This window comes from Lignipirellula cremea (assembly GCF_056501455.1).
Genome location: NZ_CM151415.1, coordinates 789814 through 813993 on the forward strand (window position 1 = coordinate 789814; position 24180 = coordinate 813993).

General features: G+C 66.2%; 18 protein-coding genes. 5 read left to right on the top strand and 13 right to left on the bottom strand.

Annotation, left to right across the window (positions count from 1 at the left end):
* Positions 1–5: 5 nt before the first annotated feature.
* Positions 6–1652 carry a murein biosynthesis integral membrane protein MurJ gene (gene murJ / locus SH602x_RS03130; protein WP_479475418.1) on the bottom strand — a complete coding sequence of 549 codons (1647 nt, stop codon included), beginning with the start codon at positions 1650–1652 and terminating at the stop codon, positions 6–8.
* Between the two features lie 168 nt (positions 1653–1820).
* Here murJ and SH602x_RS03135 point away from each other — a divergent pair, with 168 nt between their 5' ends.
* The gene (locus SH602x_RS03135; RefSeq protein ID WP_479475419.1) at positions 1821–2360 is read left to right on the top strand and encodes a VOC family protein; all 540 of its coding nucleotides are present in this window, start codon (positions 1821–1823) and stop codon (positions 2358–2360) included.
* A gap of 68 nt (positions 2361–2428) precedes the next feature.
* Positions 2429–2653, top strand: coding sequence for a FeoB-associated Cys-rich membrane protein (locus tag SH602x_RS03140; protein ID WP_479475420.1), 225 nt, complete (start codon positions 2429–2431; stop codon positions 2651–2653).
* 266 nt (positions 2654–2919) lie between these two features.
* Here SH602x_RS03140 and trxA read toward each other — a convergent pair whose 3' ends face one another.
* The gene (gene trxA, locus SH602x_RS03145; RefSeq protein WP_479469919.1) at positions 2920–3249 is read right to left on the bottom strand and encodes a thioredoxin; all 330 of its coding nucleotides are present in this window, start codon (positions 3247–3249) and stop codon (positions 2920–2922) included.
* A gap of 203 nt (positions 3250–3452) precedes the next feature.
* Positions 3453–4616: a 3-dehydroquinate synthase gene (locus SH602x_RS03150; RefSeq protein ID WP_479475421.1), complete on the bottom strand. Its 1164-nt coding sequence runs from the start codon at positions 4614–4616 to the stop codon at positions 3453–3455.
* A 284-nt stretch (positions 4617–4900) separates the two neighbouring features.
* Here SH602x_RS03150 and SH602x_RS03155 point away from each other — a divergent pair, with 284 nt between their 5' ends.
* Both SH602x_RS03155 and SH602x_RS03160 read left to right on the top strand, forming a co-directional pair.
* Positions 4901–6994: a hypothetical protein gene (locus SH602x_RS03155; protein WP_479475422.1), complete on the top strand. Its 2094-nt coding sequence runs from the start codon at positions 4901–4903 to the stop codon at positions 6992–6994.
* Between the two features lie 46 nt (positions 6995–7040).
* A complete protein-coding gene (locus SH602x_RS03160) occupies positions 7041–8675 on the top strand; it encodes a S1C family serine protease (RefSeq protein WP_479475423.1) in 1635 nt (544 codons plus the stop codon).
* Between the two features lie 52 nt (positions 8676–8727).
* Here SH602x_RS03160 and SH602x_RS03165 read toward each other — a convergent pair whose 3' ends face one another.
* The 7 genes from SH602x_RS03165 to SH602x_RS03195 all read right to left on the bottom strand — a co-directional run bounded on the left by SH602x_RS03165 (position 8728) and on the right by SH602x_RS03195 (position 20575).
* On the bottom strand, positions 8728–9351 hold the full coding sequence (locus SH602x_RS03165) for a hypothetical protein (RefSeq protein ID WP_479475424.1): 624 nt from the start codon (positions 9349–9351) through the stop codon (positions 8728–8730).
* 19 nt (positions 9352–9370) lie between these two features.
* The gene (locus SH602x_RS03170; RefSeq protein WP_479475425.1) at positions 9371–11389 is read right to left on the bottom strand and encodes a sensor histidine kinase; all 2019 of its coding nucleotides are present in this window, start codon (positions 11387–11389) and stop codon (positions 9371–9373) included.
* Between the two features lie 358 nt (positions 11390–11747).
* Entirely contained in the window at positions 11748–12440 is a 693-nt protein-coding gene (locus tag SH602x_RS03175) for a response regulator transcription factor (protein ID WP_479475426.1), read from the bottom strand.
* Positions 12441–12684: 244 nt separating this feature from the next.
* Positions 12685–14568, bottom strand: a complete 1884-nt coding sequence (locus tag SH602x_RS03180; protein ID WP_479475427.1) for a thioredoxin domain-containing protein — start codon at positions 14566–14568, stop codon at positions 12685–12687.
* 319 nt (positions 14569–14887) lie between these two features.
* A complete protein-coding gene (gene htpG, locus SH602x_RS03185) occupies positions 14888–16774 on the bottom strand; it encodes a molecular chaperone HtpG (RefSeq protein ID WP_479475428.1) in 1887 nt (628 codons plus the stop codon).
* Between the two features lie 116 nt (positions 16775–16890).
* Positions 16891–18915 (bottom strand): prolyl oligopeptidase family serine peptidase, encoded by a 2025-nt coding sequence (locus SH602x_RS03190; RefSeq protein ID WP_479475429.1) that lies wholly within the window; start codon positions 18913–18915, stop codon positions 16891–16893.
* Between the two features lie 67 nt (positions 18916–18982).
* Entirely contained in the window at positions 18983–20575 is a 1593-nt protein-coding gene (locus SH602x_RS03195; RefSeq protein WP_479475430.1) for a serine/threonine protein kinase, read from the bottom strand.
* Positions 20576–20779: 204 nt separating this feature from the next.
* Here SH602x_RS03195 and SH602x_RS03200 point away from each other — a divergent pair, with 204 nt between their 5' ends.
* Positions 20780–21421 carry a LuxR C-terminal-related transcriptional regulator gene (locus SH602x_RS03200; RefSeq protein WP_479475431.1) on the top strand — a complete coding sequence of 214 codons (642 nt, stop codon included), beginning with the start codon at positions 20780–20782 and terminating at the stop codon, positions 21419–21421.
* Positions 21422–21495: 74 nt separating this feature from the next.
* Here SH602x_RS03200 and SH602x_RS03205 read toward each other — a convergent pair whose 3' ends face one another.
* The 3 genes from SH602x_RS03205 to SH602x_RS03215 form a co-directional block, all read right to left on the bottom strand.
* Complete coding sequence (locus SH602x_RS03205) at positions 21496–22320, bottom strand: 3-keto-disaccharide hydrolase (protein WP_479475432.1); 825 nt, start codon at positions 22318–22320, stop codon at positions 21496–21498.
* A 180-nt stretch (positions 22321–22500) separates the two neighbouring features.
* Positions 22501–23502 carry a transglutaminase-like domain-containing protein gene (locus SH602x_RS03210; RefSeq protein ID WP_479475433.1) on the bottom strand — a complete coding sequence of 334 codons (1002 nt, stop codon included), beginning with the start codon at positions 23500–23502 and terminating at the stop codon, positions 22501–22503.
* A 175-nt stretch (positions 23503–23677) separates the two neighbouring features.
* Positions 23678–24088, bottom strand: a complete 411-nt coding sequence (locus SH602x_RS03215; protein WP_479475434.1) for a hypothetical protein — start codon at positions 24086–24088, stop codon at positions 23678–23680.
* Between the last annotated feature and the right edge of the window lie 92 nt (positions 24089–24180).

Below are 24180 nucleotides of genomic sequence, written 5' to 3' on the forward strand. Positions count from 1 at the left end.
CGCGACTACTTTCGGCGTCCCTTCCGCGCGGCGAGCAGTTCCTGCCCCTCCGTCATACGCAGGACATACGACGCGGCGAAGTAGACGGCGCCCCCCGACACGGTCGCGGCGACGATATACAGTGCGTCTCCGAGCGCTCCGCTTGCGGTCGCGAGGTCGGAATCGCCTGGCAGCGTCATCCGCACGAGGCTCAGGCACGCGAGCATCGCGCCTGCCGCGACGGCGCTCTTCGCGAGCGTGCTGATCCAGCCGGGATCGAGTCCCTGCCGACGGATCGCGGCGTAGAACGCGAGTCCCGCGGCATGTGCGTAGGCAAGCGCCGACGTGCTCCAGGCGAGCGCCAGTTCCTGACCCGCGAGCGCGGCGAGCGCGTCGACGACGAACGAGACGGCGATGCAGGCGAGCCCCCAGATCGCCGCGAAGCGAAGCGCGCCGGTCGCCGCGAGTCCCCGCACGAGAATGCCCCCCCAGGCCGCCGGCGGGATGAGGAACGAGTAGGCGATCACCCACTGGCCGATGCGCTCGGCGGCCTCGGGTCCTGCCTCGCCATGTCCGAACAGAGCCCGCGATAGCGGCTCGCCGACGAACCAGACGCCGGCGCCTGCCGGGACGGCGAGAAACGTCGCCCAGCGGAGGGCTCGCGTCCACTCCTTGCGGACGGTCGGTTGCGACGAGCGCGAGGCGGCGGCCGCGATGGCGGGCAATGCGACGGCGCCGATCGCGCTGGCCGCGATGCCGACGGGAAGCATGCAGATCCGCTCGCTGCAGTACGCGGCGGAGGCGGCGCCCTCGGCCAGTCGGAGCGACCAGTTCTCCGAGAACGGAAGGTAGGCGTAAGCGGGGAAGCCCTCGCTGCGCGACGCGGCCCAGGCCCAGGCGCCGTCGAGCGCCATGCAGAGCGGCACGACCAGCAGAGCGACCGTGACCCCCGGCGCGCGAAGCGCGAACCGTCGGGCCAGGCGAGTCTCTTCGGCGTGCGGCACGCTCCAGGTCAGTCCGGCCCTGTGCGCTGCGAAAGCGAGCATCAGGAACTGCACCGCTCCCCCGAGCGTCAGCGTCGCGGCGAGCAGCGTCGCCGCGTCGACGGCGTTCCGGTTCGGACTCGCGAAACAGAGCGCCAGCGCGGCAAGCCAGACGACGTTGAGCAGCGCCGAAGCGAAGGCCGGAATGCGAAAGCGACCGATCGCCTGCAGCGTTCCCGCCAGCAGCGACGAGCCGACGATCAGCGGGAGGAAGGGAATCGCGATCGCGAACAGTCGCCGCGTCAGTTCGTCGCGCGTGCCGAGAGCGCCCCACGAGAAGAGCGCCAGCGACGCGCCTTCCGCCAGAATCAGAAACAGGACCGACAGGAGGAGCCACAGTCGGAGCGCCGCTCCGAGGAACCGCGAAGCCGCTTCGAGCCGATCGCCCTGTTCGCGTTCGAAGCGCCGCGCGACCTCGGGAACGAATTCCGCGGTCAGCGCCCCCTCCTGCATCAGCCGCCGCGACAGGTCGGGCAGGCGCAACGCCGTGACGAGCGCGTCCATGACGTCGCCGATGCCCAGGAGCGCCGCGAGGAGCGCATCGCGGAGCATGCCGAGCGCGCGGCTCAGCGCGGCAGCGGCGCCCGTTCCCCCGGCCCTGCGAAAAAAGCGGCGCGTCTCGTCGGACATCATGCCCTTCGTGGAATCGGACTCGACGAGAAGTTTCGACCATCCCGATCGTCTTGAGGAGTCGGACGAACGGTCGAATCGAATGTGCGGGCGGTTAGAATGGTCCTCTCGTCGGAATCCTCCGGCCCCGCCCTCCCTGGCTGCTCGCCTCACGAGGAAGAACGTACCATGCGCCACGGTCTCGGATCGCTGATCGCCCTGATTCTCCCGCTATCGCTTGCCCTCTCGCCCATGACGCACGCCCAGGAAAACGAGTTTTCGACCGACGTCTTCGACCTCGGCGTGGTGGTGTCCGACGTGGAGAAGTCGGTGAAGTTCTACACCGACGCGGTCGGAATGCAGAAGGTCGGCGCCTTCTCGGTCGACGCCGAGACCGCGACGTCGGCGGGACTGACGACGAACCAGAAGCTGGACGTGACCGTCATGGCCTGCAGCGACGGCGCCACGGCGGCCCGGCTGAAGCTGATGGCGTTCCCCGATGCGCCTGGCAAACCGTCCGACAACTCGACCATTCATGCGCAACTCGGATTCAGCTACCTGACGCTGAAGGTGAAGAGCGTCGACGCGGCGACGGCGCGGCTCGCCAAGGCCGGCATCAAGCCGATGGGCCAGGGTCCGACGCCGATCCCGGGCCGCGAGCCGGCGGTCTACATCCTGCTGGCCCACGATCCGGACGGCAACATTGTCGAATTCGTCGGCCCCAAGTAGGTCGAAGGGTCTAGAATTCCTTCAAGCGGCGACGGTTCGACGCCGCTCCTTCGCCGACAGGCCCATCGATGGCGGACTGGGTGCAATTCGGGATCGTGGCGCTCGTCGTCAGCGCGGCGGCGGCCTACCTCGGTCGTCGCGTCGCAGCGGTCCTGCGCGCCCGACAGTCAGCCGATTGCGGCGGAGGCTGTTCGGGCTGTCCGAAATCGGCGGCCCGGAAGCCCTACGAATCCATCGGCCCGAAGCTCGTCCAGATCGACGGCTTCAGCCCGCCTGGTCGTAGTCAGGCATAGGCCTCCCGTAGAGCGTTTTTCACCGCCGTGTCGCGTCTTGAACGCTCCGGTGTGCCACGGCTGGCTTGTCCAGCCGTGCCGAATCCGGCAAAGCGCCAACACGGCTGGGCAAGCCAGCCGTGGCACACAGTACGAAGCCGCTACATCCCAATGAGACTCGCGACAGGCGTATGTGCGCGCGAAAAAAGGCGAACCGCATCGCTGCGGTCCGCCTTGCCAACGTGGTTCGCTTTCGCATCCGTCCGGGAAACTGATTCCCTGGGGACTTAGCTCGTCGCGCCGTCGAGGGCCGACTGCAGACGGTTCTTGGACTGCACGCCCATCATCTTGTCGACGACCTGACCCTGCTTGAAGACGAGCAACGTCGGGATGCTCTGGATGCCGTACTTGATCGCCAGATCGCGATTGGCATCGACGTCGACCTTGCCGATCTTCGCCTTGCCGGCGTTTTCGTCGGCGAGCTGATCGATGACGGGAGCGATCTGACGGCAGGGGCCGCACCAGGTAGCCCAGAAATCGACGAGCACGGGCTGGTCGGAGTTCAGGACCTCCGTTTCGAAGTTGCTCTGGTTGAATTCCGTGACGTTGCCCGCCATCGCTGAGGCTCCTTTCGTCTAAGTGCGTTTTCCGATCCGGCGTATTATCGAATGCCGGCGTCGACCGTCAACCGACCGTCGAGACGCCGTTCATGCGCCGGCGACTGGTCTTTAGAGAGCCATTCGACTCGCAAGGTTACCGCGAGCCGGGCCAATCCGCCGGCAGCCCCCCTCGGGCGGCGCCGGCGGAACGATTCTACCAATCAGGCAGGCTCGGCGACGAAGGCACGGACCGTTCCGATCGCTTCCTGCATGGCCGCATAATCGACTTCGTGCACTTCGAACGGTTCGCCGACGTCGTGCAGCATCGTCAGGGTCAGCCTTCCGCCCAGATGCTGGCGGAATTCCTCCAGACCCCGGAACAGGGCTGCCGGGTTCTCCAGCGTCTCGTGATCGAGCGGCAGGCCCAGCTTCGCCAGGCACGTCAGCACGTCGCGGACGCGCGCTTCGGGAAAGCCGAATTTGAGCGAGGAATAGACCGTGTCGATCGCGACGCCGATGCCGACCGCTTCCCCGTGCAGCAGCCGGAAATCGCTCAGCGGCTCCATCTTGTGGGCCGACCAGTGTCCGAAATCGAGCGGACGGGCCTCCAGCGCCTCGAACGGGTCGCCCCCCTGCGTGATGTGTCGCAGGTGCCAGTGAGCCGACTGCTCCAGCACGGGGCGGAAAGCGTCCTCTTCCCGGCGGCGGATCGACTCGGCGTTCGCGCAAAGTTCGTCGAAGAAGGCGGGGCTCTTGAGCAGGGAGACCTTCACCGCCTCCGAAAAGCCGCTGACGAACTCTCGATCGGGCAGCGTTTCCACCATTCGCAGGTCGTTGACCACGCCCCACGGGACCGCGAACGAGCCGAGCCAGTTCTTTTTCTGAAACAGGTTGACGCCGTTTTTCACGCCGACGCCCGAATCGCCCTGGCCTAGCGTGGTGGTCGGGATCCGGACCAGGCGCAGGCCGCGATGCGCGATCGCGACGGCGAAACCGACGGTATCGAGCGCCGCCCCGCCGCCGATGACGACGACGTAGCTCCGCCGGTCGAGGTCCGCGGCGTTGAAGACTTTCAGCATCCGTTCCAGGATGTGAACGTCGTTCTTGATCGCTTCGCCGCCCGGGATGACCTGCAGGTTGCCGACCATTTCGAGATGGTCGGCGCTGCGGACGAACGCGCGGATACGCTGCGGCAGGTCGGGATTCGCGTCGAGGACGTTCTGGTCGATCCAGAACTGCACCCGGGCGCCCCGATCGTGCGTCGGTTCCAGCAGATCTGCGAGCGTCTGAGCGTCCTTGCCGAAGACGTCCCGCGTCACCCGAAAGCGATGCGTGAACGGCACGGCGAAGGCGTAGTCGCGGCTGACGGCGTCCATCGGCTCCATGGCGTACGTCGAAGGGGTTGCGTCGAGAACGTTCAGCGCCGAGCGTACAGGAATCCCGCGTCGCTCGCTCGATAAGGGCTTCGCAGACGTCGGTATTCGGCGAATAGGGGGCGGGCGATCCCGGCGGGGATGCGGCAGGTCCCCCTATCCTACGCGGCGGAAAGGGCATCGTAAACAGTTGACGGTCCGGCCTTTGCATGCCGGCGGAGTCGAATCGAGCTTCGCCGCTGTCCGCTGCCTATGATAGTCTTGAGGCACCGCCATTCACTTTTCAGCGTTTCGCCGTGCAACGACCGCCGCAGTTTCCCTCCGAAAGCCCCGTCGGCCCGCCGGACCCTCCACCCCCGGGCCCGCCGCGGGAAGCGCCGTCGAACGGACGCGACGCTTCGGCGGAGCTTCGGACCTCGACGAGTTCGCCAGGCGCTTCGCCGACGACGCCGGTTGCGCCTCCTCCGCCGCTGGAGATCGACGCCGAACTTCAGCCGGCCCCGCGGTACGACGAAGATCGATCGAGCGATCTGGCCTCTCCCGTTCGGCGACGCCGCACGTCCGAGAGCGGCAGTTGGGGCCTGCTGGCCGGAGCGTTCGGCGTCGCGGCGCTGTTGCTCGGCGTGGCGGTCGCGTTGCTGGTGATTTTCCGCGAACGTCCGCCCTCGCCGGTCGAACCGCGCGCCGTCGCGTCCCGCGGCAGCGATTCGAAGCCGGTCGTCGACGCCGATTCCGCTGGCGCCGCCGCGACGACGCCGACCGGGGACTTCGTACCCAGCCTCTCGAAGGCGGATCTCGATTTTCGGCGTCGCGAGATCATCGCTCCTTACGTTCACTTCGTACGCTCGGACGGCGACGCCGGCCTCAAGAGCGCGACGGGTATCCTGGCCGATCCGCAGGGGCTGTACGCGGTCCCGCTGTCGTCCGTGCGCGGCGCGGATCTCGTCGTGATCTCCTCGGCGTCGGGCTTGCGAACTTCAAGGACTGACGCCGGCGTCGAATCGCCCGGCGCCGCGGCGGTCGATCGCGAATGCGACTGGCTTCTGATCGCGGCCCGTCCCCTGCCTGGAGCTCCGGTGGTCGCGTTGTCGAGGGCGTTCGACAAGCCGCCGAAGCAGGGCGATCGGGTGATCGTCGCCGGCGCCAGCGAGAGGGGCGACGTTCGAGCGTTCGAAGCGGAAGTTCGCGAAGCCCCGGCAGCGGACGCGCTGGCCGAACCGATGCGTCGGGCTCTGACCGCGCGCGGCTGGAGTCTCGAGCGGTTCGACTGGCGCCTGGTCGGTCCGGTCTCGGAGAATCTCCGTCCCGGCGCGGCGTTGCTCAGTCTCGACGGCGTCTGGCTCGGCGTGGTCGCCTCGGCGACGCCCGACGGAAAGACGCTGCTCGTGGCGACGGGGCCCGAACTTTCTTCCATGTTCGACGCCGTCGGCCCGCTGACTACGGGTTTCCAACGCCTCGACGCGCCTGCCGAAGAAGAGCTCGCCGCCGATCCTTCGATCGTCGGACCCGATGCGACTGAATCGAACATCGCTACGGCGGAAGCGGCATCGTCGGGAGCGCCTTCGACAGAGCTCGTCGGGGCCGCGCCCTTCGGCGCCGAGATGCCCGCCGAAACGGCGAACTCGGAAGAACAGGAGTGGATCAAGGCCGCGGAGGAACTGGGCGAGCTGCTCGCGCGACTCGAAGCGAACGGGCTCTACGCCGAATCGCTGGAGGAATACCTCGACCTCGCGGACCTCGCCGAGAACGTCACCGCCTACGGCAAGCGGATCTCCTCCACGCCGGAAAGCGCCGGACGCGTCGCCTGGGAAGCGGAACGCGATGGGGCGCTGGAACTTTTGGCGTCGCGTCCGTGGGAGAAGGACTTCGCCGCCGCCGCCCACAACGAACTTGCGGGCAAGCACGTCGATGCCGTGAAGGGGATCCTCTTCTACGGCGAAGTGACTGCCGCGAAGGACGAAATCGCCGGCGCAGGCGGAACGCAGCCGATCCTGTTTCAGGCGGTCGGACGTTCCGATCAGTACGTCGTCGATATGACGAAGAACTCGGACGATTTCGTGAAAGGGTCGAAGTGGATCGTCGTCGGAACCGCCGATCCGCGGATGAAGATCAGCCTCCGCAAGAGCGCGGACGATCCCGGCACGCTTTGCCCGATCCTGGAGGCGAAGTATCTGATCTCGCGCCCCGGCGACCCGGCGCCGAAGAAGGCTGACGCGACGCCGGGCGCGAGCGAAGAGGCCGCCGAAGCGGTCGACGAAACGCCGGATCCCGCCGAGGACGCGATGCCTGACGCGACCGCTGGCCCCGACGAGTCGGAAGAGACGCGCGCCGCGGTGGACCCGGGCGAAGAGACGATTTCGGATCCTGACGCTGCCGAAGCGACGCCTTAGGCTCGCTACTGAACAGGACGGGAGGGAGACGATTTCCGAGCCGCGTTTGCCCGTCATCGCCGACGTTCGAGAGGATCGCGCCAAACCGGTCGCCGGCGCTTCGCGCGCCCGCATCTTGCGCACGGCCCTCCCCTGGGCGCTGACCGTCGTGCTGGGCATCGCGGTCGCGGCGACGGCGTTCTCGACCGGCGATCGCGGCTTCGATTCGCTCTTCGCGAACGGCAGCCGTCAGACTCGGCCCGACATCGCCCCCCCCGTACTGGTTGTCGAGGGCCCTGCCGAAGTAACTCCGGTCGCTTCCGAAGCGAACGTACAGCCGAGTATCGAAACCAGCGAAGCGCCGCCTGAGGCCCAACCGCGCGAAGCTGAACCGCAAGATGCCGATCCGCCGAGTCCCGCAACGGCAGCGAACGACGTCGCCGCGACGTCCTCCGAGGACGCTTTCGCGGATATCGAAACCTGGCTCGACGCGATCGTCTCGCTGGAGACGGGACCGGCGGAGCGTCGCGAACGAGTCGGCGCCGGGCTGCTCGTGTCGAGGGAAGGAGACGTTCTGACCTGCATGCATGTCGTGCGGGGGCTGAGATCCGTGACGATCGTTCTTCGCGACGGCGCCGCGTACGACGCGACGGGCTATTCCGCGATCGACGAGCGCCGCGACCTCGCCGTGTTGCGCCTCGATCGAGTTCCGCAGGGGGCGAAGGTCTTTCCGATCGAGACCGCCGCGGAGGCCCTGCGGCTGGAGCCTGTCGTCGCCTTGGGGCATCCGGAAGGATCGGGGTTCGCCGCCTTCGAGGGGAATGTATCGAACATCCTGCGACCGGACGATCTGACGTCGCGGTCGCGACGATTCCTGGAGCAGTCGCTCGGCGCCGCGGGAGACGTTCTGTGGGTGCAGCACACCGCGAAGTTGCTGCCGGGATGCAGCGGCGGTCCCCTGCTCTCCCGATCGGGCGAACTCCTCGGAATTAACGCCTGGACCGACGACGAATCGGGTCTCGGCTATGCGGTCGCCGCGCGACACGTCGAAGCGATCGTCGAGCAGTCGATGTCGCGAAGCGACGTCGAACCGCTGGCCGAAGTCGCTGCGAGGAACATCGACTGGCGCGATCTGGAACGCGATCTGTCGGCTGCCAACGTCGAGCGAACGCTGGCGGCGGCGGAGGCATTCGACTGGCGTCCTCAAAGCGAAGACGAGGTACGCACGCTGCGCGAGCTGGCGGCGCTGGTGACGTTCGCGAACCAGACGTCGCACTCCCTCCGCACGCAGAGCGGTCTGGAGGAAAGCGTCGTGCAGGACCTGCGCACGGCGAGCGACCGCGCGGAGACGACGCTTCGCGAACGGAAGTGGGATCCGCTGGTGCAACTCGCGCTGATCAACGAAGGCGCCGAGCGAACGCTGCACGAGCCGCAGGGAGGCTGCTTCCTGTTCGTGACCGCCGTCGAATCGTTCACGGGACGCGACGGGTCGACCGGCTTCCTCGGCGAACTGACCGGCGGGGAACGACGGATCTTTCTGCGCACCGATTCGCTGCTGGAACGTCCCGAGCCCGGCTCGCACTGGCTGGTTCTGGCCATCCGGCAGCAGAACGAGAGCGTTCGCTTCGGCGCCAATCCGCTCGACCCGGAGGTCGTTCCGCAGCTGCGCGTCGGGGCGCTGATTCCGCTGGCGCTCCCCTGATCGCAGGAGCTTTCTGTAGATGCGGCGATTGCCGCAGGAGCGACCTCGCGCGCTATTCGGCCATTTTCGCTCCGGGCGATCGAAGACGCATCGCATCGGCGATCTCGTAGAAGCTCTTCGAACTGCCGCAGCGAGGAATCGCGTACCAGCGATCTCCGACGCGCGTCACGACGATCCGCATTCGATACTCGAGGCCGTCGTAGCTCTCTGCGACGACGTCGACGGTCTCGAATGTCTCTCCGTAGTAAGTGCTCAGCATCTCGAACTGAAGGGCGGCGACCTGCTTGTCCTCGCTATCGAACGCCTGGATGGCCATCGCGCGAATGGGCTTCTCCGGGTCGATCGGCCGGGGCAGGTCGTAGACGGTGAATGAGTCTTCGCCATGACGGAACTCAGCGCGGTGCAGACACTCCGCGAATTTCTGGAGCGTGCCGATCGGTCCGTCGCATACGCCTAGACAGAGATGTTGAACGAAGATCGCGGGAGACTTCGTCGCACAACCGCGGAAGAGCGTCTCCGCCGCCGCTTCAGGCGAGTCCGCGCCTTCACGGCGAAATTCGAAGGGAGGCAAGGCTGCGTCCGCTGCGGGCTCTTGCGCCGTCGCACGATCGAACATCGCGGTCACCGAACTCACCGCGATGACCAGACAGAACACGACGTTGCAGCGATTCGTCATCGTTCGATCTCCGTATGCCTTACGCTTCGATCGGGAGCGACAGAACGAACCTCGCCCCGCCGGCGAGCGGCTGGTAGACGAGATCTCCGCCGAGCTGACGGGCCATCCGTCGGGACAGCGCGAGGCCGAGCCCCACGCCCGGCGCGGATCGGGCCGCTTCTCGATCGGTTTTCGAGAACGGACGAAAGAGCTTCGCCCGCTGCGGCGGCGGGATGCCGGGACCGTCGTCGCTGACGGCGATCTCGACCCGCTTGCCCGTCACGGTCGCAGCCAGCGCGATGCGCTTCGCCGATTCGGTCCGTCCGTACTTACAGCAGTTGTCGATCAGGTTGAACAGGATCTGCTCGACGACGCCCGGGTCGGTCCGGCAAATCGCCGCCGCCGCGAGCGGGTCGATCTGCATCGACCATTCCATCTCCGCCTGCGACGCCCGTTCCGCCAGAGGGCGATTGCACTGGGCGAGCAGTTCGTCGATCGCGACCGATTGCAGGGAGGCGTTCGGCCGCCCCCGTTCGAGCCGCGCGTAGGCCAGCACGTTCTCGACCAGGTGCGACAGGCGTTCCGCTTCCAGGCGCAGCGTCCTGACGTACTGCCGTCGCCGCTCGCCCTCGGGCACCATGTCTTCGGAGAGCATCTCCGCGTACATCCGCAGCGTCGTCAGCGGCGTCCGCAGTTCGTGCGTCACCGCGGAGACGAACGAAGCGCGTCGCTCGGCGAGCTGAATCACCCCGTGCAGGAAGTACGCGGCCAGCGCCGCCACGACGAGGTAGCACGACCACGCGGCGAGCGCCGACAGCCGCATCGGGGCGAACCAGTCGAGCGTCGCGGTCGGCGTCGGCACGGTCAGTTGCAGCGGCAGCGTCGCGCTCAATCGGCTGGCGTCCGCGACGGTCGGTTCCGTCGCCGGAGCCACGTCGGCTTCGGGAACCAGATCCTTCACGCCTTCCAGGATGCGCTCGCGAAGCTTGTTCCAGTCGAGCCAGCTTCCCTGGATCCGGATCTCGTTCCCCTTGGTCGCCCGGCGAGCGAGGAGCAGTTTGCCGTCGATCCAGAGCGCCTGGCTGACCCCCTTGGCGCTGAACTCGGTCTCGACCAGTTCGCTGAGATCGTTCGCCTGCAGAAAGTTCTCCTGGGCCTGCTGGCGGATCTGCGCCTGGTAGTTCGCCCGGGCGCTGCGGTTCGTGTAAGTCTGCGCCGCCTCGGGCGGAGCGTAGGCCTGCGCCGCCTGTTGCAGCGGGGGGACCGCCTGCTGGTTGAGCGCCTGGACGCCCGAATCCTGCTGCTGCGGAGGCACGCCGTAAGGCGACTGGATGTAGGCGCCCTGCTGCGACGAGACCTGCTGCGACCGGTTCGCTTCCGGCAGCTGCACGGGTTCCGCCATCGGCTCTGCCGTCGGTTCGATCGGCGGACCGACGCTTTGCGGGACGTACGCGTTGTTGTCGTAGAAATCGCCGTTGAAGAGCGACCAACTCGTGTTGACCGAATTCGCGACCGCGGGCAGGTTCTCCGCCGGGAGGCACGCGACGAGAAAGTCATGATCGAGGTCGGGCTTCAGCTCCTGAAACCGCTGCTCGTACAGCGGCATCTTCGCCTGCGCGTCTTCGAGCGCCGGATTGCCCGACAGATCGACCAGCGCCAGATCCTGCTCCGGGATCTGCGGCGAGACGACGCGACCCGACGGATCGATCTGAAAATGGAGCAGCGTGAATTCCGACGGCTCCGTCAGCAGGGGCGAGACGAAGTAATCGCGCGGGAACGTCGCGATCGTCCCCTTGCCCCCGCCTGACTGCGGAAGCGGTTTGATCGGTTCGTAGAAGAACGCGGGCAGCGTCGCCTGCTCTGCCACGATCGGCGCGAGGATCTCCGAATCGATCCGCCAGAGCGCCTGCGAGACGCGATCCTCCAGTTCCGCACGCTTCTGCGCGAGCGCTTCCGCCTGTTCGATCTTAAGCGCGAAGTGCGTCAGCGCAGCGAGAGCCGTTCCGACCGCGATCACGCTGACGGCGTAGAGAATCCAGAATCGCCAGGGATACCGCATACGCCTACGTCATCTTTTCGAACTCGATGATGCATCGAGGTAGCGGTCCGACTATCGCTAAAAGTCATCTTCTCCTCCGGGTGCCACTGGCTCCGCCAGTGCTTTTCCGGAGGCCGGATCGCTCGTGTTGGACGACCGTTCAAGATGCAGCGCTGGCGGAGCCAGTGGCGCCCGCAACTCTTCAATCAACCTGACAGAGAACGATAGACGGACCAGTCGGTGTGCCATGCCCACGTCGCGCAGCAGCGTGGGCATGTTGAGTTCGGCCGGCCCTTTGCATGCCCACCCTTCCTTCGGAGATGTGGGCATGGCACACGGACGAAATTCGATCTGCCAAAAGTCGCCACCTCATTCGACTTTAACCGAACATGTACCCGAGACCGCGCACCGTGCGGAGGATCTTGGGGTCGTGCGGATCGTCGCGCAGCTTCGTTCTCAGGCGAGCGACGTGCATATCGATGGTCCGCGTGGAGACGCCGCGCGGCTCGATCTTCCAGACGTGCGCGAGCAGTTCCTCCCTCGCGATCGCGCGTCCCCGATTCAGCGCGAGATACCGCAGCAGGTCGGCCTCGCGCTCGGAGAGCTCGACGGCGGCGGCGTCTTCCTCGAACCGTAACTCACGGCGGTCGAAATCGATCTGCACGCCCGGCGCTTCGCAGAGACTGGTTCCCTGCGGACGCCCCGGGCAGCGCCGCAGCACGGCCTCGATCCGGGCGAGCAGTTCCTTCACGCTGAACGGCTTCACGACGTAATCGTCCGCGCCCGCCCGCAGGCCCGCGACGCGGTCGCGCTCGTCCCCGCGCGCGGTAAGCACGATCACCGGCTGGGCCGGCCGCGCTCTCCGCACGGCGGCGAGGATCTCCAGCCCGCTCCCGTCGGGAAGGACCAGGTCGAGCAGCATCAGATCGTATGGCGACGTCATCGCCAGCCGTTCGCCTTCGCGGGCCGTTCCGGCGTCGAGCGTGCGATAACCTGCGAACGCCAGCGCGTCGACGATCCCCCGGCGAATCGCGGCGTCGTCTTCGACGGTCAGAACGGTGATGGGAGACATTGCGGCGGTTTTCGGATTCGAAGTTTCTGGCGAGCGGGGGATGTGAATCCCCCGAGGCCGGTTCGCCGTCCAGGGACGCGAACGCAGCGATGGATCGACGGAACGTTCGCCACGTCGTTCGATCTCGCCGAACGGACCGGCTGCCGCTTCTCTTGTCGACTTCGTCGACCCAGATTGCAAGAAATCTGGGCCACCCATTCCCTCATCATCCACCGGCTGCGCTTCATTCTATTCGGGAAACCCGTCAGTTCCCGAACAGTCCTTCGCCTTCGATTCCGGTGAAGACGCCCTGCGGAACGAGTCCGATCCAGGGATCGCTCGACGGCGTCAGGAACAGTTCGCCGTAGACCCGCTCGTTGAACGCGACCAGGTCGGTCGGCAGGCCGTCGTCGAGAATCCACTCCAGAATCGTTCGGCGGTGGAGGTACATGTTCCGCGCCGTGTCGAGGGCGATCGATCGTTCGAACGACTCGATCGTCGACGAGGGACAGGTCGATTCCGTCGGCGCTTCCGGGTCGGAATGCAGGCGGTGCATCAGGTTCTTCGACGATTCGTCGAGCCGGCTACCTTCGGCGAACGTCTCGGCGATGCGGTTCCAATCCGCCTCGCTCGTTTCGGCGGTCAGCCGCGGAACCTCTTCGCGACCGACGACGGTCTCGACGAGCGGACGTTCGACGCCCCCCTTCGAAGTCGCCACGAGCAATGCCCGCCACGCTTCCGGCGTGTTCGGCATCAGGGCAACCGGAGCCGCCTCCGCCTGCGGGAGGATCGGCGTCAGCTCCGCGACGAGCGGCCGTTCGACGATGCCCTTGCCGACCGCGAGCGGAACGGCGTCGATCGCCTGGGGAACGGCGACCGGCGCCGCGGCCAGGGGCGCGTTCGGCACGACGCTGTTCACGAGCGGGAACTCGACGGCGAGCTTCGAGGGCGAGATCGGAGCTGCTTCGACGGCCGTCGGCGCCGGAACCGTAGGCGGGGGAAAAGGGGTCGGCGGACCGACCGTCGCTGGAGGACCGTAGGCGGACGCGCCTTCAGGCAGAGGGGGAAGCAGCGGGGCGGGGTTCTCCGGAAACGCCGCCTTCGGAAGGTCGGTCGCGTTCACGACTTCTTCGACCAGCGGCAGTTCCTGGAATGTCTTGCTCGTAGCGCGCGACGCCGCCTCGATCGCGGTCGGCACGGGAAGGATCGGCGGTCCGTTCGGGATCTCGGGCACTGGCCGGATCGCGGTTGTTTCGGTAGCGGTGGAGGCGATCGAGACCGTGGGAAGTACGGGCGTCGGATCTCCAGGGATCGGGTTCAGCGACTGGCTCCACGAGGTCAGCAGGGAGCCGAGTTGTCGCTCGTAGTCGCTCCGAAGGCGGTTCGCCCGCTCGTACGCGGGGAGCGCCGCGAGGTCGCCGTGCTTGCGCAGCCCCTCGTTCAACCAGGTCTCGAACGATTGCGGACTGACCAGGCCCGGCATCGCGTCGAGCAACTGGCCGTCGGCGTTCACGAGATAGTGGATCGAGTTGCCGGTGACGGTCCGTTCGAGCTTGCGACCGTCGCCGTAATCGACGGTGATGACCGGAACCGGGCGGACGCTGGTCCAGCAGAGGACGTAGTTCTCGCGCAGCAGCGTCGCGATCCGCTCGTTGCCGTAAAGCGCCACGCGGAAGAAGCGGCTGTTCGCGCAGCTCAGGTTGTCGGTCAGGCGCCCCATCATGAAGAGCCGCAGCACGGGCTTGCCCGTTCGCTCCGCTTCCGCCTGGGCGAGTTCCCAGTCGGTGTACCAGAAGAGACGCGAGACGTCGGCGTCCTTCTGCTGGGCGGTCAGGTCGATCAGTCGACGCCAGCGGGAATCCTGATCGACATGCGGGTCAAGGACGTCCGGACCTGCGGTGCAATCGATCATCCAGCGGAAGTAAGCCTTCGAAGCCCGTTCGAGTCCCGCCGGTCCTTCCTTCCGGAGATTCTCCGCCGCGACGGCGATCTGGTCGTCCGTCATCCGCGGGACATCGAGCGCTTCGCTCGCAGCAGCATCGGGCGTCCGGACCGGATTCGCCGCTTCGTCCGCCAATCCGCTCGCACCGGCCGACAGCGCCAGCGCGAGTCCCATCGCGGCCAGCGCCATGCTCTTTCGCGTCGTCATCGCCCTTCCTCCCGTGCAGAAACGAAGACCTGTCTCTCTTTCCGCGACTATACGCGAACGAGCGTCAGGTTCTCGTAACCGGTCGGTAACGGGAGCGTTCTCGTAGGGCTGGCGCCCTCGCCTGCCTTGCAGCGGGTACACGATTCCCTAACAGGGGAGGGCGCCAGTCTCGTAGGGTGGGTCATTGACCCACCTGCCGCACGGACGAGGCGAGCAGTTTACGTTGTCCGCTCACTGACTGGCGCTGAAGGTGGGTCAATGACCCACCCTACGACGAAGAAGAGAACGTACTACGACGAAGCAGCGAACGTACTGCGTCCTACTCCGGCAGCGTCCGCTCCAGCAGGCGGAAGGAGCGTTTCGCGAGTTCATGCGGGCTGTCCAGGTACCCGTCGAGCAGCGCGGCGAACTCGTAGAGGTTCTCGATCAGGTCGCTCGTCAGCTCGGGAGAGTCGCCCTTCTCCCGCAGACGATCCAGGCGGACGATCAGCGGGTGACGGCGATTCAGTTCCAGCGTCCGCGGAGGAAGCGGCGCCTGTTCGCCCATCATCCGCATCAGGCGTTCCATCTGGGCCGACTGCTGTCCCGCGTCGCTGGCGAGGCAGACCGGCGAATCGACCAGACGCTCGCTGTAACGAACCTGCTTCACGCGGTCGCCCAGCGTCTGCTTCATGACGTCGAGCAGCGCGTCGGACGCCGCCGGCTTGCTCGCGTCGGAGGCATCCTCCGCTTCGCCCAGCAGTTCGCGCAGCTCTTCCGGCGTCATTCGGTCCGCCGACGTCATCGGCAGGTCCTTGTACTTGCCGATCGACGAGAGCACGATCTCGTCGGCGAGGTCCAGCAGGTACAGCACGGGGATCTTCGCCTGGCGGAAACGCTCCAGTCGAGCGTCGCGGTCGAGTGCGTTTCGCGTCGGGCCCGAAAGGAAGACGATCGCCTTCTGCCGGTCGGGCATCTGCGAACGATAGTCCGCCAGGCTGACGCTTTCGCCTTCGGTCGCGAAGGAAGCCTTGAATCGCAGAAGCTCGGCCAGGCGCTCGGACTGCGCCCGATCGACGTACCCTTCCTTCAGGATGCGTCCGAACTTCTCCCAGAAGGCGCGGTACTTTTCCGGTTCCTCCCGGGCGAGATCCGCCAGCCGATCGAGCACGCGCCCGGTGAGTCGCTGGCCGATCTTCCGGACGAGCGCGTTCTCCTGAAGAACCTCGCGCGACACGTTCAGCGGCAGATCTTCCGACTCGACGACGCCCTGCACGAACCGCAGGTATTCGGGCAGAAAGTCCTTGTTCTCCCGGTCGATCAGCACCCGGCGAACGTAAAGCTGAAGCCCCTGCTCGGCGCGGCCGAAGCCCATCGTCTCGAAGTTCTCGTTCGGCACGAACAGCAACGCCGAGAACTGCACCGGCGCGTCGGCGGACAGATGCACCGTCGCGACGGGCTCCGCGTCGTCGTGACTGAGCAGCTTGTAGAATGCCTGGTAGTCCTCCGGCTTCGCCTGCGTCGGCGGCTCGCGCCACAGGGCCGAGGTCTGGTTGATCCGCTCGCCGTTCAGGCGGATCGGATAGGGGAGAAAGCTCGAATACGTTTTGACCGTCTGCCGGACGGTCGACGACTCGGCGTAGGTCTGCTCGCTCTCCTTCATCAGGATCTCGATCCGCGTGCCGCGCGGCAGATCTTCGTCGAGCTCCTCGACCGAGTAGCTGCCCGACCCGTCGCTCTCCCAGCGGATGGGCTTCGTGCCGGGAAGCGCCGAGCGGGAAAGGATCGTCACCTTCTCCGCGACCATGAAGACGGCGTAGAAGCCGATGCCGAAGCGACCGATCAGTTGCACGTCGGAGGCCGCTTCGGGGCGATCCTTGAGCTGTTCCAGGAACGTCGCGACGCCGGAGTTCGCGATCGTGCCGAGGTGGGTCTCGACCTCTTCGCGGGTCATGCCGATGCCGGTGTCCTGAATGGCGAGCAGCCGCGGCTTGCCCGGCTCCGCCGACTCGATGCGGATCTCCAGTTCCGCCTCGGGATCGACGATCTCCTGCTGCTGCATCTTCAGGAAGCGGACCTTCTCCAGCGCGTCGCTCGCGTTGGAGAGGAGCTCCCGCAGGAAGGCTTCCTTCGACGAGTAGACCGAGTGAACCAGGATCTGCAGAAGCTGCTTGATCTCGGCGCGAAACTCGATCGTCTCGGCGCCGTCATGAGTCGTGGCGTTCATCGTCGTGCTTGTGAAGAAGGTTCTTGTAGGGCTGGCGCCCTCGCCTGCCAGATACCTGGTACTCGCATCGATGGCAGGCGAGGGCGCCAGCCCTACAGGAGAGGAAGCTGGCGCTCTTACTTCTGTGCCGACAGCGGCGGGCCGGGCTTGGGCTGCCAGAACTCGTCGAAGAAGTCGGCGGCGACGACCTTGCCGGCAGCCGTGCCGCTGGGCGGAGTCGTCAGGTCGAAGATGGTCCAGTCGGGCAGCTTCGGGTTCTGCTGCGAGTTCGTCTTGTCATGCTGCTCGCGGAACGTGGGGCCGCTGTTGATGACGACGTAGCGATCCGGCGCGAAGGGGTTCGGGTAGATCAGCGCCGGGGCGTGAGTCGCCGCGTCGAACTTCGAATCGCCGATCGCGATCGTCGAGGCGTTCCATTCGATCGGCAGCTTCTCGACGACCTTCGCGATCGCGCGAGAACTTTCAGGATCGCCCCACAGCATCAGGTTCGCGGACTTCATCTGCTCGGGCGTCAGTTCGTTCCCCTTCACGACGATCGGCTCGCCGCGGAACGTCGCCTTCCAGCGATCGAGGAAATGTGCCAGTTCGAAGTCGACCCACTTCTGCAGCGTCTCGTTCGACGACTTCCCTTCCGGCAGCACGACGATGAATCGCGACAGGAAGGCGTCGTCGATGGGACCTTGAAGGCCGGGCTTCTTTTCGATTGGAATCTCCATCATCGGTCCGCCGACCCAGGCTTCCGCCGCTTCATGCCATGCGCCGTCGCGTTTGACGAAGACGCCGTGCGGTGCATCTCCGCGACCGCGACGACGCAGATCGACCTTCTGTCCGTCGATCACCGCTGCCAGATTCGCATTTTCCTGAATCGGCGAGTCTCGCTCGATCCGAAAGGCATTCACGTTCTCGGTAGTGACGTTGACGCCTTCGGAAGTGAGCGCTGCCGAGATGCGGCTGTCCTTCCAATGCTCTTCAAGAGCCGTCGCCGTGAGCCATCCCGACGAAGGGTAGCGCAGCGTCCGGGTCTGAAGCTCCGCGTGCTTCGGCGCCGGATCCTTGCCGCCGCTGGCCGTCTCTCCGAGACGCTTCAGCAGCTCCGCCAGCGTCGCCGGTTCGTACTTGTGCTCGACGCCGGGCCCGATGAGGTGCGTCAGTTCCTCGCCTTCCGCCTTGAACGCTTCTTCCATCACGCGGGCGGCCTGGATCTGTTTGTCGTTCTCGCCGCTGTAAGCGTAGACCGGCAGGCCGAACAGATTGCGAACGTAGCCCGGCACGTCGTACGCGCCCCACAGCCGCTGTTCGTACAGGGGCGGATACTTCTCGGGCGTCAGGTTCTGATAGCGTGCCGTCTCGGCGAAGCCGGCGCCGGGGCTCGCCGCGACCCAATGATTCGGATAGTGCGCGGCGATATGCCAGACTCCGGCGCCTCCCATGGAGAAGCCCATCAGCACGATCTTGCTGCGGTCGATCGGAAAGCGCTCGCAGAGATCGTCGACCGCTTCCAGGACGTCGATCTCGCCCGCCGATTTGAAGCCGATGCACTGCCTTCCGAAGGGATGCATCACGATCGCGCCGGGCGGCTGAATCTGTCCTTTCTTCGCGAGCCGGTTCGCGATGAAGTGCAGGTCGGTCTCCTTGTCGCCGCGGCCATGCAGGAAGACGTACAGCGGGATGCCGGACTCGGGCAGATCGTCCGGAATCTCGACGCCGTAGGGCTGGGGCGAATCGTCGACGCTCGACCGATACGCGAAGACGCCGGTCCCCGATTCCTTCATCCACGGAGTCTGGTTCTTCTGGAGCGCGACCAGACGTTCCTTCGCGACGGCGAGCAGCTTCTTCGCCTTGTCGACGTCTCCCTTGCCGTAGAACTCGTCGAACTCGATCGCGAAGCGGACGGCCTTGATCAGCGCCGCGACGTCGGCCTCTCGTTCGTGGTCGGCGATCGTCGCGAGCCGCTTCTCCAGGAACTCCAAGTCCTTCTCCAGCGCCTGCCGATCGGATCGCGATAGGGGCTCTCCCTTCGGCGGAAGGACGCGTTCGATCTTCGCGAATTCCTGTGCCGCGAGAGGCGAAAGCGCGAGCGGCAGGACCGCAGCCGCGAGGCAGAGGCTCGCGATCGCGAGCGTGCGGAACGAGGTCGTCATGGGCGGGAATGCGGAGAAGGGGGAAGACGGCCAACGCGGCGAACGCTGAGCATCCGAGGACGGACCGCTACTCCTGCGGAACGTCTTCCGTCACGCGGAGGTTCTGCTCGGCGACCTGCACCAGGGGGAGCAGATGCTCGTCGTCGCGATAGAGCGAAACGATACTTTGCCAGAGCTTGCGGGCCTCGGCAATCCGCCCCGCCTCGACGTGCTCCTCCGCCTCGTCGAGCCGCGACTGCACGAATTCCGACTGCTCGGTCGTGGCCCCTTCCCGTTCCAGACGGAGCGCATCCCGCTCCGCCAGCTTGTACCAGACGCGATCGTCCGACTCCGGATCGAGCGCCTTGACCAGCGATCGGTACTGTTCGATCGCGCCGACCCGGTCGCCGAGCTGTTCCGCCTCCCGCCCCTTCGCGTAGAGACGTTCGGCCTCGGTCTTGAAGGGTCGACCGTACTCCATGCGGATGCGGAGCGCTTCTTCGGAGAGGTACATCTCGGTCGCGTCGAGCTGCTCCCGGATCTCGGGAGTCAGTTCGTCGTCCGGATGCCGGCGGAGCATAGGTCGCAGGATGTCCTGCGCGCTGCGCATTTCGCCGCCCTGACCGGAGGCGACCATCGCGGCGGTGTCGTCCAGCCGACGGGCGTCGGGTTTCGGAATCAGCATCCAGACGATGACCCCGACTAGAGCGATCAGCAGGACCGTCATGCCGCCGATGGCGAGGATCGGAAATGCCTGGCCGACGTCGAACTCGGGAGCGTGAGGATTCTCCTCTTCGGGTTTCCGGTCGAGCCGTTCGAGCGCCTCGCTCTTCAGGTCGGGAGCGATCTGAAGAGGACTGAATCCGCGCGCTGCGTGCTCTGCGACGCCGACGCGTTGCCCAAGGGCTTTGCGGCCCTCTTTCAGCGCGAGCTGCACGGCGCCGGCGTTGAAGGGTCGGGCCGCCGGATCGGGCGAGAGCAACTGCAGCACGATCCGATCGAACCAGTAGGGACAGTCCGTCGCGACGGTCATCATCGACGGCGGTTCGAACGCCAGCCCTTCCGTCTCGGGGGGAGGCCCTCCCGTGACGCAGGCGTAGGCGAGCGCGCCGAGCGACCAGAGGTCGGACTTCACCTGCGGAGCGTCTTCGTTCCGAATCTCCGGCGCGATGTAGCCCCGTTCTGGATGGCCCTTCGGACGTCGGTCGCGATCCCACAGTCCCGTGAGAGAAACGAGCCGCGGCGAGCCGAGCGGGTCGAACAACACTCGGTCGGGAAAGAAGGCGCCGACGTAAGCGTCCCGCGCATGCAGGTACGCCAGCAGCTCGATCATCGGTTCGAGCAGGTCCCAGCTCTGCTCCCAGCTCAAGCGACCGCGGCGATCGAGCGTCTCCGCGACGCTTTCGCCTCGCACCTGTTCGTAGGCGTAGCAGGCCTCCTGCGGTTGCAGGAAGCCGCCGAACGACTTCGCGAGCGCGGGATGGTCCAGCTTTTTGAGCAGCTCGAAGTCTTCGAGCAGGCGACGCTGGGCCTCCGGATTCCCGTTCAGCAGCGGAATGGGGATCCGCTTGAGCGCGACGACCTTTCGTTGTTCTTCGTGAATCGCGCGGTAGACGCGCCCCCGCCCGCCGCTGCCGAGCGATTCTTCGAGGAGGAAGGGTCCGATTCGGCCGCGCGCCATCGCCGTCTGGTTTCGATTCCGGGACTGCGAGGCTCGAACCGCCTCGGCATGCGTATCATCCTAGCCCGCGCGGCCCAGGCGCGAGAGGGGACCCGGCAGGCGAATGCCCGCCGGGCGATTGCTGGGGACGCGGAAAACGTCGCATAAGGGCACGTCATATGCGTACCCTCACTGGCGTATCCCTCTTGAACGAGCTCCGACGTCATGATGAGCGTAGATTCCAAAGGCTCCGCCACGCTGTTTCACGTCGACCCCTATCCCATCTGGCGAGAAGGCTTCGCGCAGGCATTGCAGGGCGCCGAATTCCGGCTCGTAGGCGCTTCCTCCGACGGTCGCGAAGCCCTGGAGGCCTTGCGAGATTCGCCTGCCGAAATGGTCGTTTCCGAGGTCGAGCCGTTCGGCATGAGCGGGTTCGATCTGTTCGAGCGTCTGAAGTCCGACGGGTTTCGCGGACGCTTCATTTTTCTGACCGGCGACCTGAGCCCCGCGCTCAAGGCGAAGGCGCAGCGCGTCGGCGCGGCGGCGACCGTGTCGAAAGGGGTCGAGGAGGAGGACCTTCTGAGGACGCTCAACCGGGTTCGCCTGGGCAAGTCGGCGTGGCGCAAGCGCGATCTGTCGAACGAGCCGGAGCCGTCGCTGGCGACGCATCGGCTGAGCGTGCTGACGTCCCGCGAGCGCGAAGCGCTGGAACTGCTCACGCGCGGCATGACCAACCGCCAGATCGCCGATCAATTGACGATCAGCTACGAAACCGTCAAGGAACACGTGCAGCACATCCTGCGGAAGTTGCCGGCGGACGACCGCACCCAGGCCGCGATCTGGGCGGTGCGGAACGGCCTGGACTGAAAGCACGAAAAAAGGGCCGGTCCTGAGACCGGCCCTTTCGCGTTGCGCCTGGCGCCTTGGGGTTCGGCGCTCGCTTACTCGTCCTTCTCGGGCGGAATCGCCGGCGGGACTTCCGGAACGGTTTCCGGCGGAACGGCGGCTTCGATCTTCGGATCGTCGATGTGTTTCGCCGGATCCAGACCGACGAGCGGCTGGACGTTCTCGCGGACCCAGATGTTGCGGAACCGCACCGGGTTGCCGTGGAACTGCAGGTGCAGCGGCGCCTTCTCCGGATGCGATTCGTACTTCGGCGCGGCGATGTAGGACGTTCCGCCCTGAAGTTCGAAGTGATTCTGAACGACCAGCCCGTTGTGCAGGACGGTCACGTACGCCGGGGCGACCAGCTCGCCCCCCGCGCTGAACTGGGGCGCCTTGAAGATCACGTCCAGCGACTGCCATTCGCCGGGCGGACGGGAGGCGTTGACGATCGGCGGGGATTGCTTGTAGACGGACGCGGCCTGACCGTCGAAGTAGGTTTCGTTGTCGTACGAGTCGAGGATCTGCACCTCGTACCGTCCCATCAGGTACAGGCCGGAGTTGCCGCGGCCCTGCCCTTCCCCCTTCACTTCGGAAGGCGAAGCGAATTCGAGGTGGACCTGACAGTCGCCGAACTCGCGCTTCGAGGTGACGCCCGTCTTGGCGGAGGTCGCGACGCCGTCTTCGACGATCCAGTTGTCGCCGTCCTTCCACTCCGACATGTCGCCGCCGTCGAAGAGCACGATCGCGTCGCTCGGAGGGGCATCCGGTCCGCCCGGATCGACGACCGGCGGTTCGGGCCAGATGATCCCGCTCTTGTATTCGCGCTGCCAGGCGTAGACGACGCCCGTCGCGGTCGCCGCGGCGGCGAGCGTCAGCGCCATGGCGCGCCTTGAGAGAATTCGCGAGAGAATGCGTGGGGGCCGAGTCATGCGATTCCTTCCGAGGAGGCGGGAGGTTCAGCGGCTTCGAAGCGTAAGCCCGGCATTATAGCGCATCGAGCGTCGCGAGAACCTTCGCGACGGCTATCGCGAGCTCGATCGCCGCGCCGCTTCAGATTCGGCTCAACTGACCGTTTCGGTCAGGAACGTAATCCTGGGCGGAACCGGAGCGTCGGTTGCCGCATACGATCCGGCGACGTAGCGAATCGGTTTCTTGGCGCCGGCAGGCAGAAACGAATCGCCGCGCTGCAGGATCGGACGCGCATCGTCGATCGCGCCGAACTGCCGCGCCCCTGCGGACTGGCAGGGAATCCAGCGACGCTCGCCCTGCGCGTCCTCGAGACAAAACTCGGGATAGCAGTGTCCCGGCACCCAGACCGATCGCGCGGGCACGCCCTGGTTCCGGCACAGGGCGATGAACAGGCTGGTCAGTTCTTCGCAGTCGCCGACCTTGCTCTTCAGCGCCTCCTTCGCCCCCTTCAGATTCGGGTCGAACTTGTACTCGACGTTCGCCTGCACCCAGTCGTAGGTCTTCTCGACCTGCTGCCAGGACGTCAGTTCGAGATCGATCAGATCCTCGGCGATCTTGCGGATCTCGCGGTCGTCGGTCTCGATCATCGGCGAGGGGCCGAGGTAAGCGTCGAGATCCTTGCCCGTCGGCAGGTACCACTGATCGTCGCCGCGCCCGTAACGCACGAAGCGGTGCGTCACCTCGTAGGTCAAAACCAACTTCACGGTCTCGGCGCCGCTCATCGCCGGAATCGAGGCGGTCGCCTGACGAACGCCGCCGGCGAGCGTTTCTTCCTTGAAGCCGCGGACCTCCGGCGAACGGTCCTCGTCGATCAGTTCGACGACCTGGTCGGGCCAGTCCATCGGCGTCGGGAAGGTCACGACGCCGCCTCGAACCGCGCCCCCCTGGGCCGCGATTTCGAAGCCGAACTTCCAGCGACTCTTCTGCTCGCGAACGATCGCGGCGTCCGCCAGAGCGAACGTCCTGCTCGCCCAGGAGAGTCCCGCCGCGGCAGCCAGTCCGGCGCCGAGGAACTGCCGACGGGAAGCGCCCGTGTTAACAGCGAAAGGGCCGGCGGCGAACGGTCGAGCAGGCGGAGAAGGTTCGCGATTCACGACAAAAGGCGCCTTGGTCGGTCGAAGCGTCCAGAAACGAAACGAGCGGTCGCAGAGGCGACCGCCGACGTTCCGCTGCTTCGTTCATCGTATTCCGCTCGGCCCCGGGAGGCGAGCGGAACGTCTCTCCGCGGTCGCGGCTTCGACGAGCGAAGCCGCGTCACGCAGGTTCGACTCAGTTCGCCGGACCGGGCAGAACGATCGTGCCGCCTTGCGAGCCGCCGATGATCTCGCCTTCCGAGATGATCGATCCGCCGCTGAAGGAACCGTCGCTGAACGAGCCGTCCATTCCTTCGTAATAGACGCCGCCGTCCATCACTTCCATGCCGGGCGAGTAGGCCGTATAGCCCCCCTCGCAGCCGACGCAACCGACGCACGTGTCGCAAGCGCCGTAGCCGCTAACGACCGGCTGGTACCGATCCCGCGTACCGAACCAGTTCCAGTCGCACAGCCCGCCGCGAGCGGGCTGTGCGCCGCCGCATTCGTCGCCGCGAAACAGGCTGCAGTTCCGGAACGTGTCCCGGAAGCATCCGGTCGTGGCGAAGCACGTCGCCATCAACGCCGCCATCAACGCCAACCGTCTCATCGTTCCGTCTCCACGCGAATCGCGTACAAGCTCTGTCGCATCGGTATCGCCGAAGCGACCCCGGTCCTCGATCGGACGCCGATGCGAGGTTC

What these genes read in the sequence shown, in the direction of transcription:
- SH602x_RS03165 (WP_479475424.1), bottom strand. Translation starts at nt 9,351, where the DNA reads ATGACGAATCGCTGCAACGTCGTGTTCTGTCTGGTCATCGCGGTGAGT.
- murJ (WP_479475418.1), bottom strand. Translation starts at nt 1,652, where the DNA reads ATGTCCGACGAGACGCGCCGCTTTTTTCGCAGGGCCGGGGGAACGGGC.
- SH602x_RS03215 (WP_479475434.1), bottom strand. Translation starts at nt 24,088, where the DNA reads ATGAGACGGTTGGCGTTGATGGCGGCGTTGATGGCGACGTGCTTCGCC.
- SH602x_RS03190 (WP_479475429.1), bottom strand. Translation starts at nt 18,915, where the DNA reads ATGACGACCTCGTTCCGCACGCTCGCGATCGCGAGCCTCTGCCTCGCG.
- SH602x_RS03135 (WP_479475419.1), top strand. Translation starts at nt 1,821, where the DNA reads ATGCGCCACGGTCTCGGATCGCTGATCGCCCTGATTCTCCCGCTATCG.
- SH602x_RS03195 (WP_479475430.1), bottom strand. Translation starts at nt 20,575, where the DNA reads ATGGCGCGCGGCCGAATCGGACCCTTCCTCCTCGAAGAATCGCTCGGC.
- htpG (WP_479475428.1), bottom strand. Translation starts at nt 16,774, where the DNA reads ATGAACGCCACGACTCATGACGGCGCCGAGACGATCGAGTTTCGCGCC.
- SH602x_RS03170 (WP_479475425.1), bottom strand. Translation starts at nt 11,389, where the DNA reads ATGCGGTATCCCTGGCGATTCTGGATTCTCTACGCCGTCAGCGTGATC.
- SH602x_RS03140 (WP_479475420.1), top strand. Translation starts at nt 2,429, where the DNA reads ATGGCGGACTGGGTGCAATTCGGGATCGTGGCGCTCGTCGTCAGCGCG.
- SH602x_RS03150 (WP_479475421.1), bottom strand. Translation starts at nt 4,616, where the DNA reads ATGGAGCCGATGGACGCCGTCAGCCGCGACTACGCCTTCGCCGTGCCG.
- SH602x_RS03205 (WP_479475432.1), bottom strand. Translation starts at nt 22,320, where the DNA reads ATGGCGCTGACGCTCGCCGCCGCGGCGACCGCGACGGGCGTCGTCTAC.
- SH602x_RS03175 (WP_479475426.1), bottom strand. Translation starts at nt 12,440, where the DNA reads ATGTCTCCCATCACCGTTCTGACCGTCGAAGACGACGCCGCGATTCGC.
- SH602x_RS03200 (WP_479475431.1), top strand. Translation starts at nt 20,780, where the DNA reads ATGATGAGCGTAGATTCCAAAGGCTCCGCCACGCTGTTTCACGTCGAC.
- SH602x_RS03180 (WP_479475427.1), bottom strand. Translation starts at nt 14,568, where the DNA reads ATGACGACGCGAAAGAGCATGGCGCTGGCCGCGATGGGACTCGCGCTG.
- trxA (WP_479469919.1), bottom strand. Translation starts at nt 3,249, where the DNA reads ATGGCGGGCAACGTCACGGAATTCAACCAGAGCAACTTCGAAACGGAG.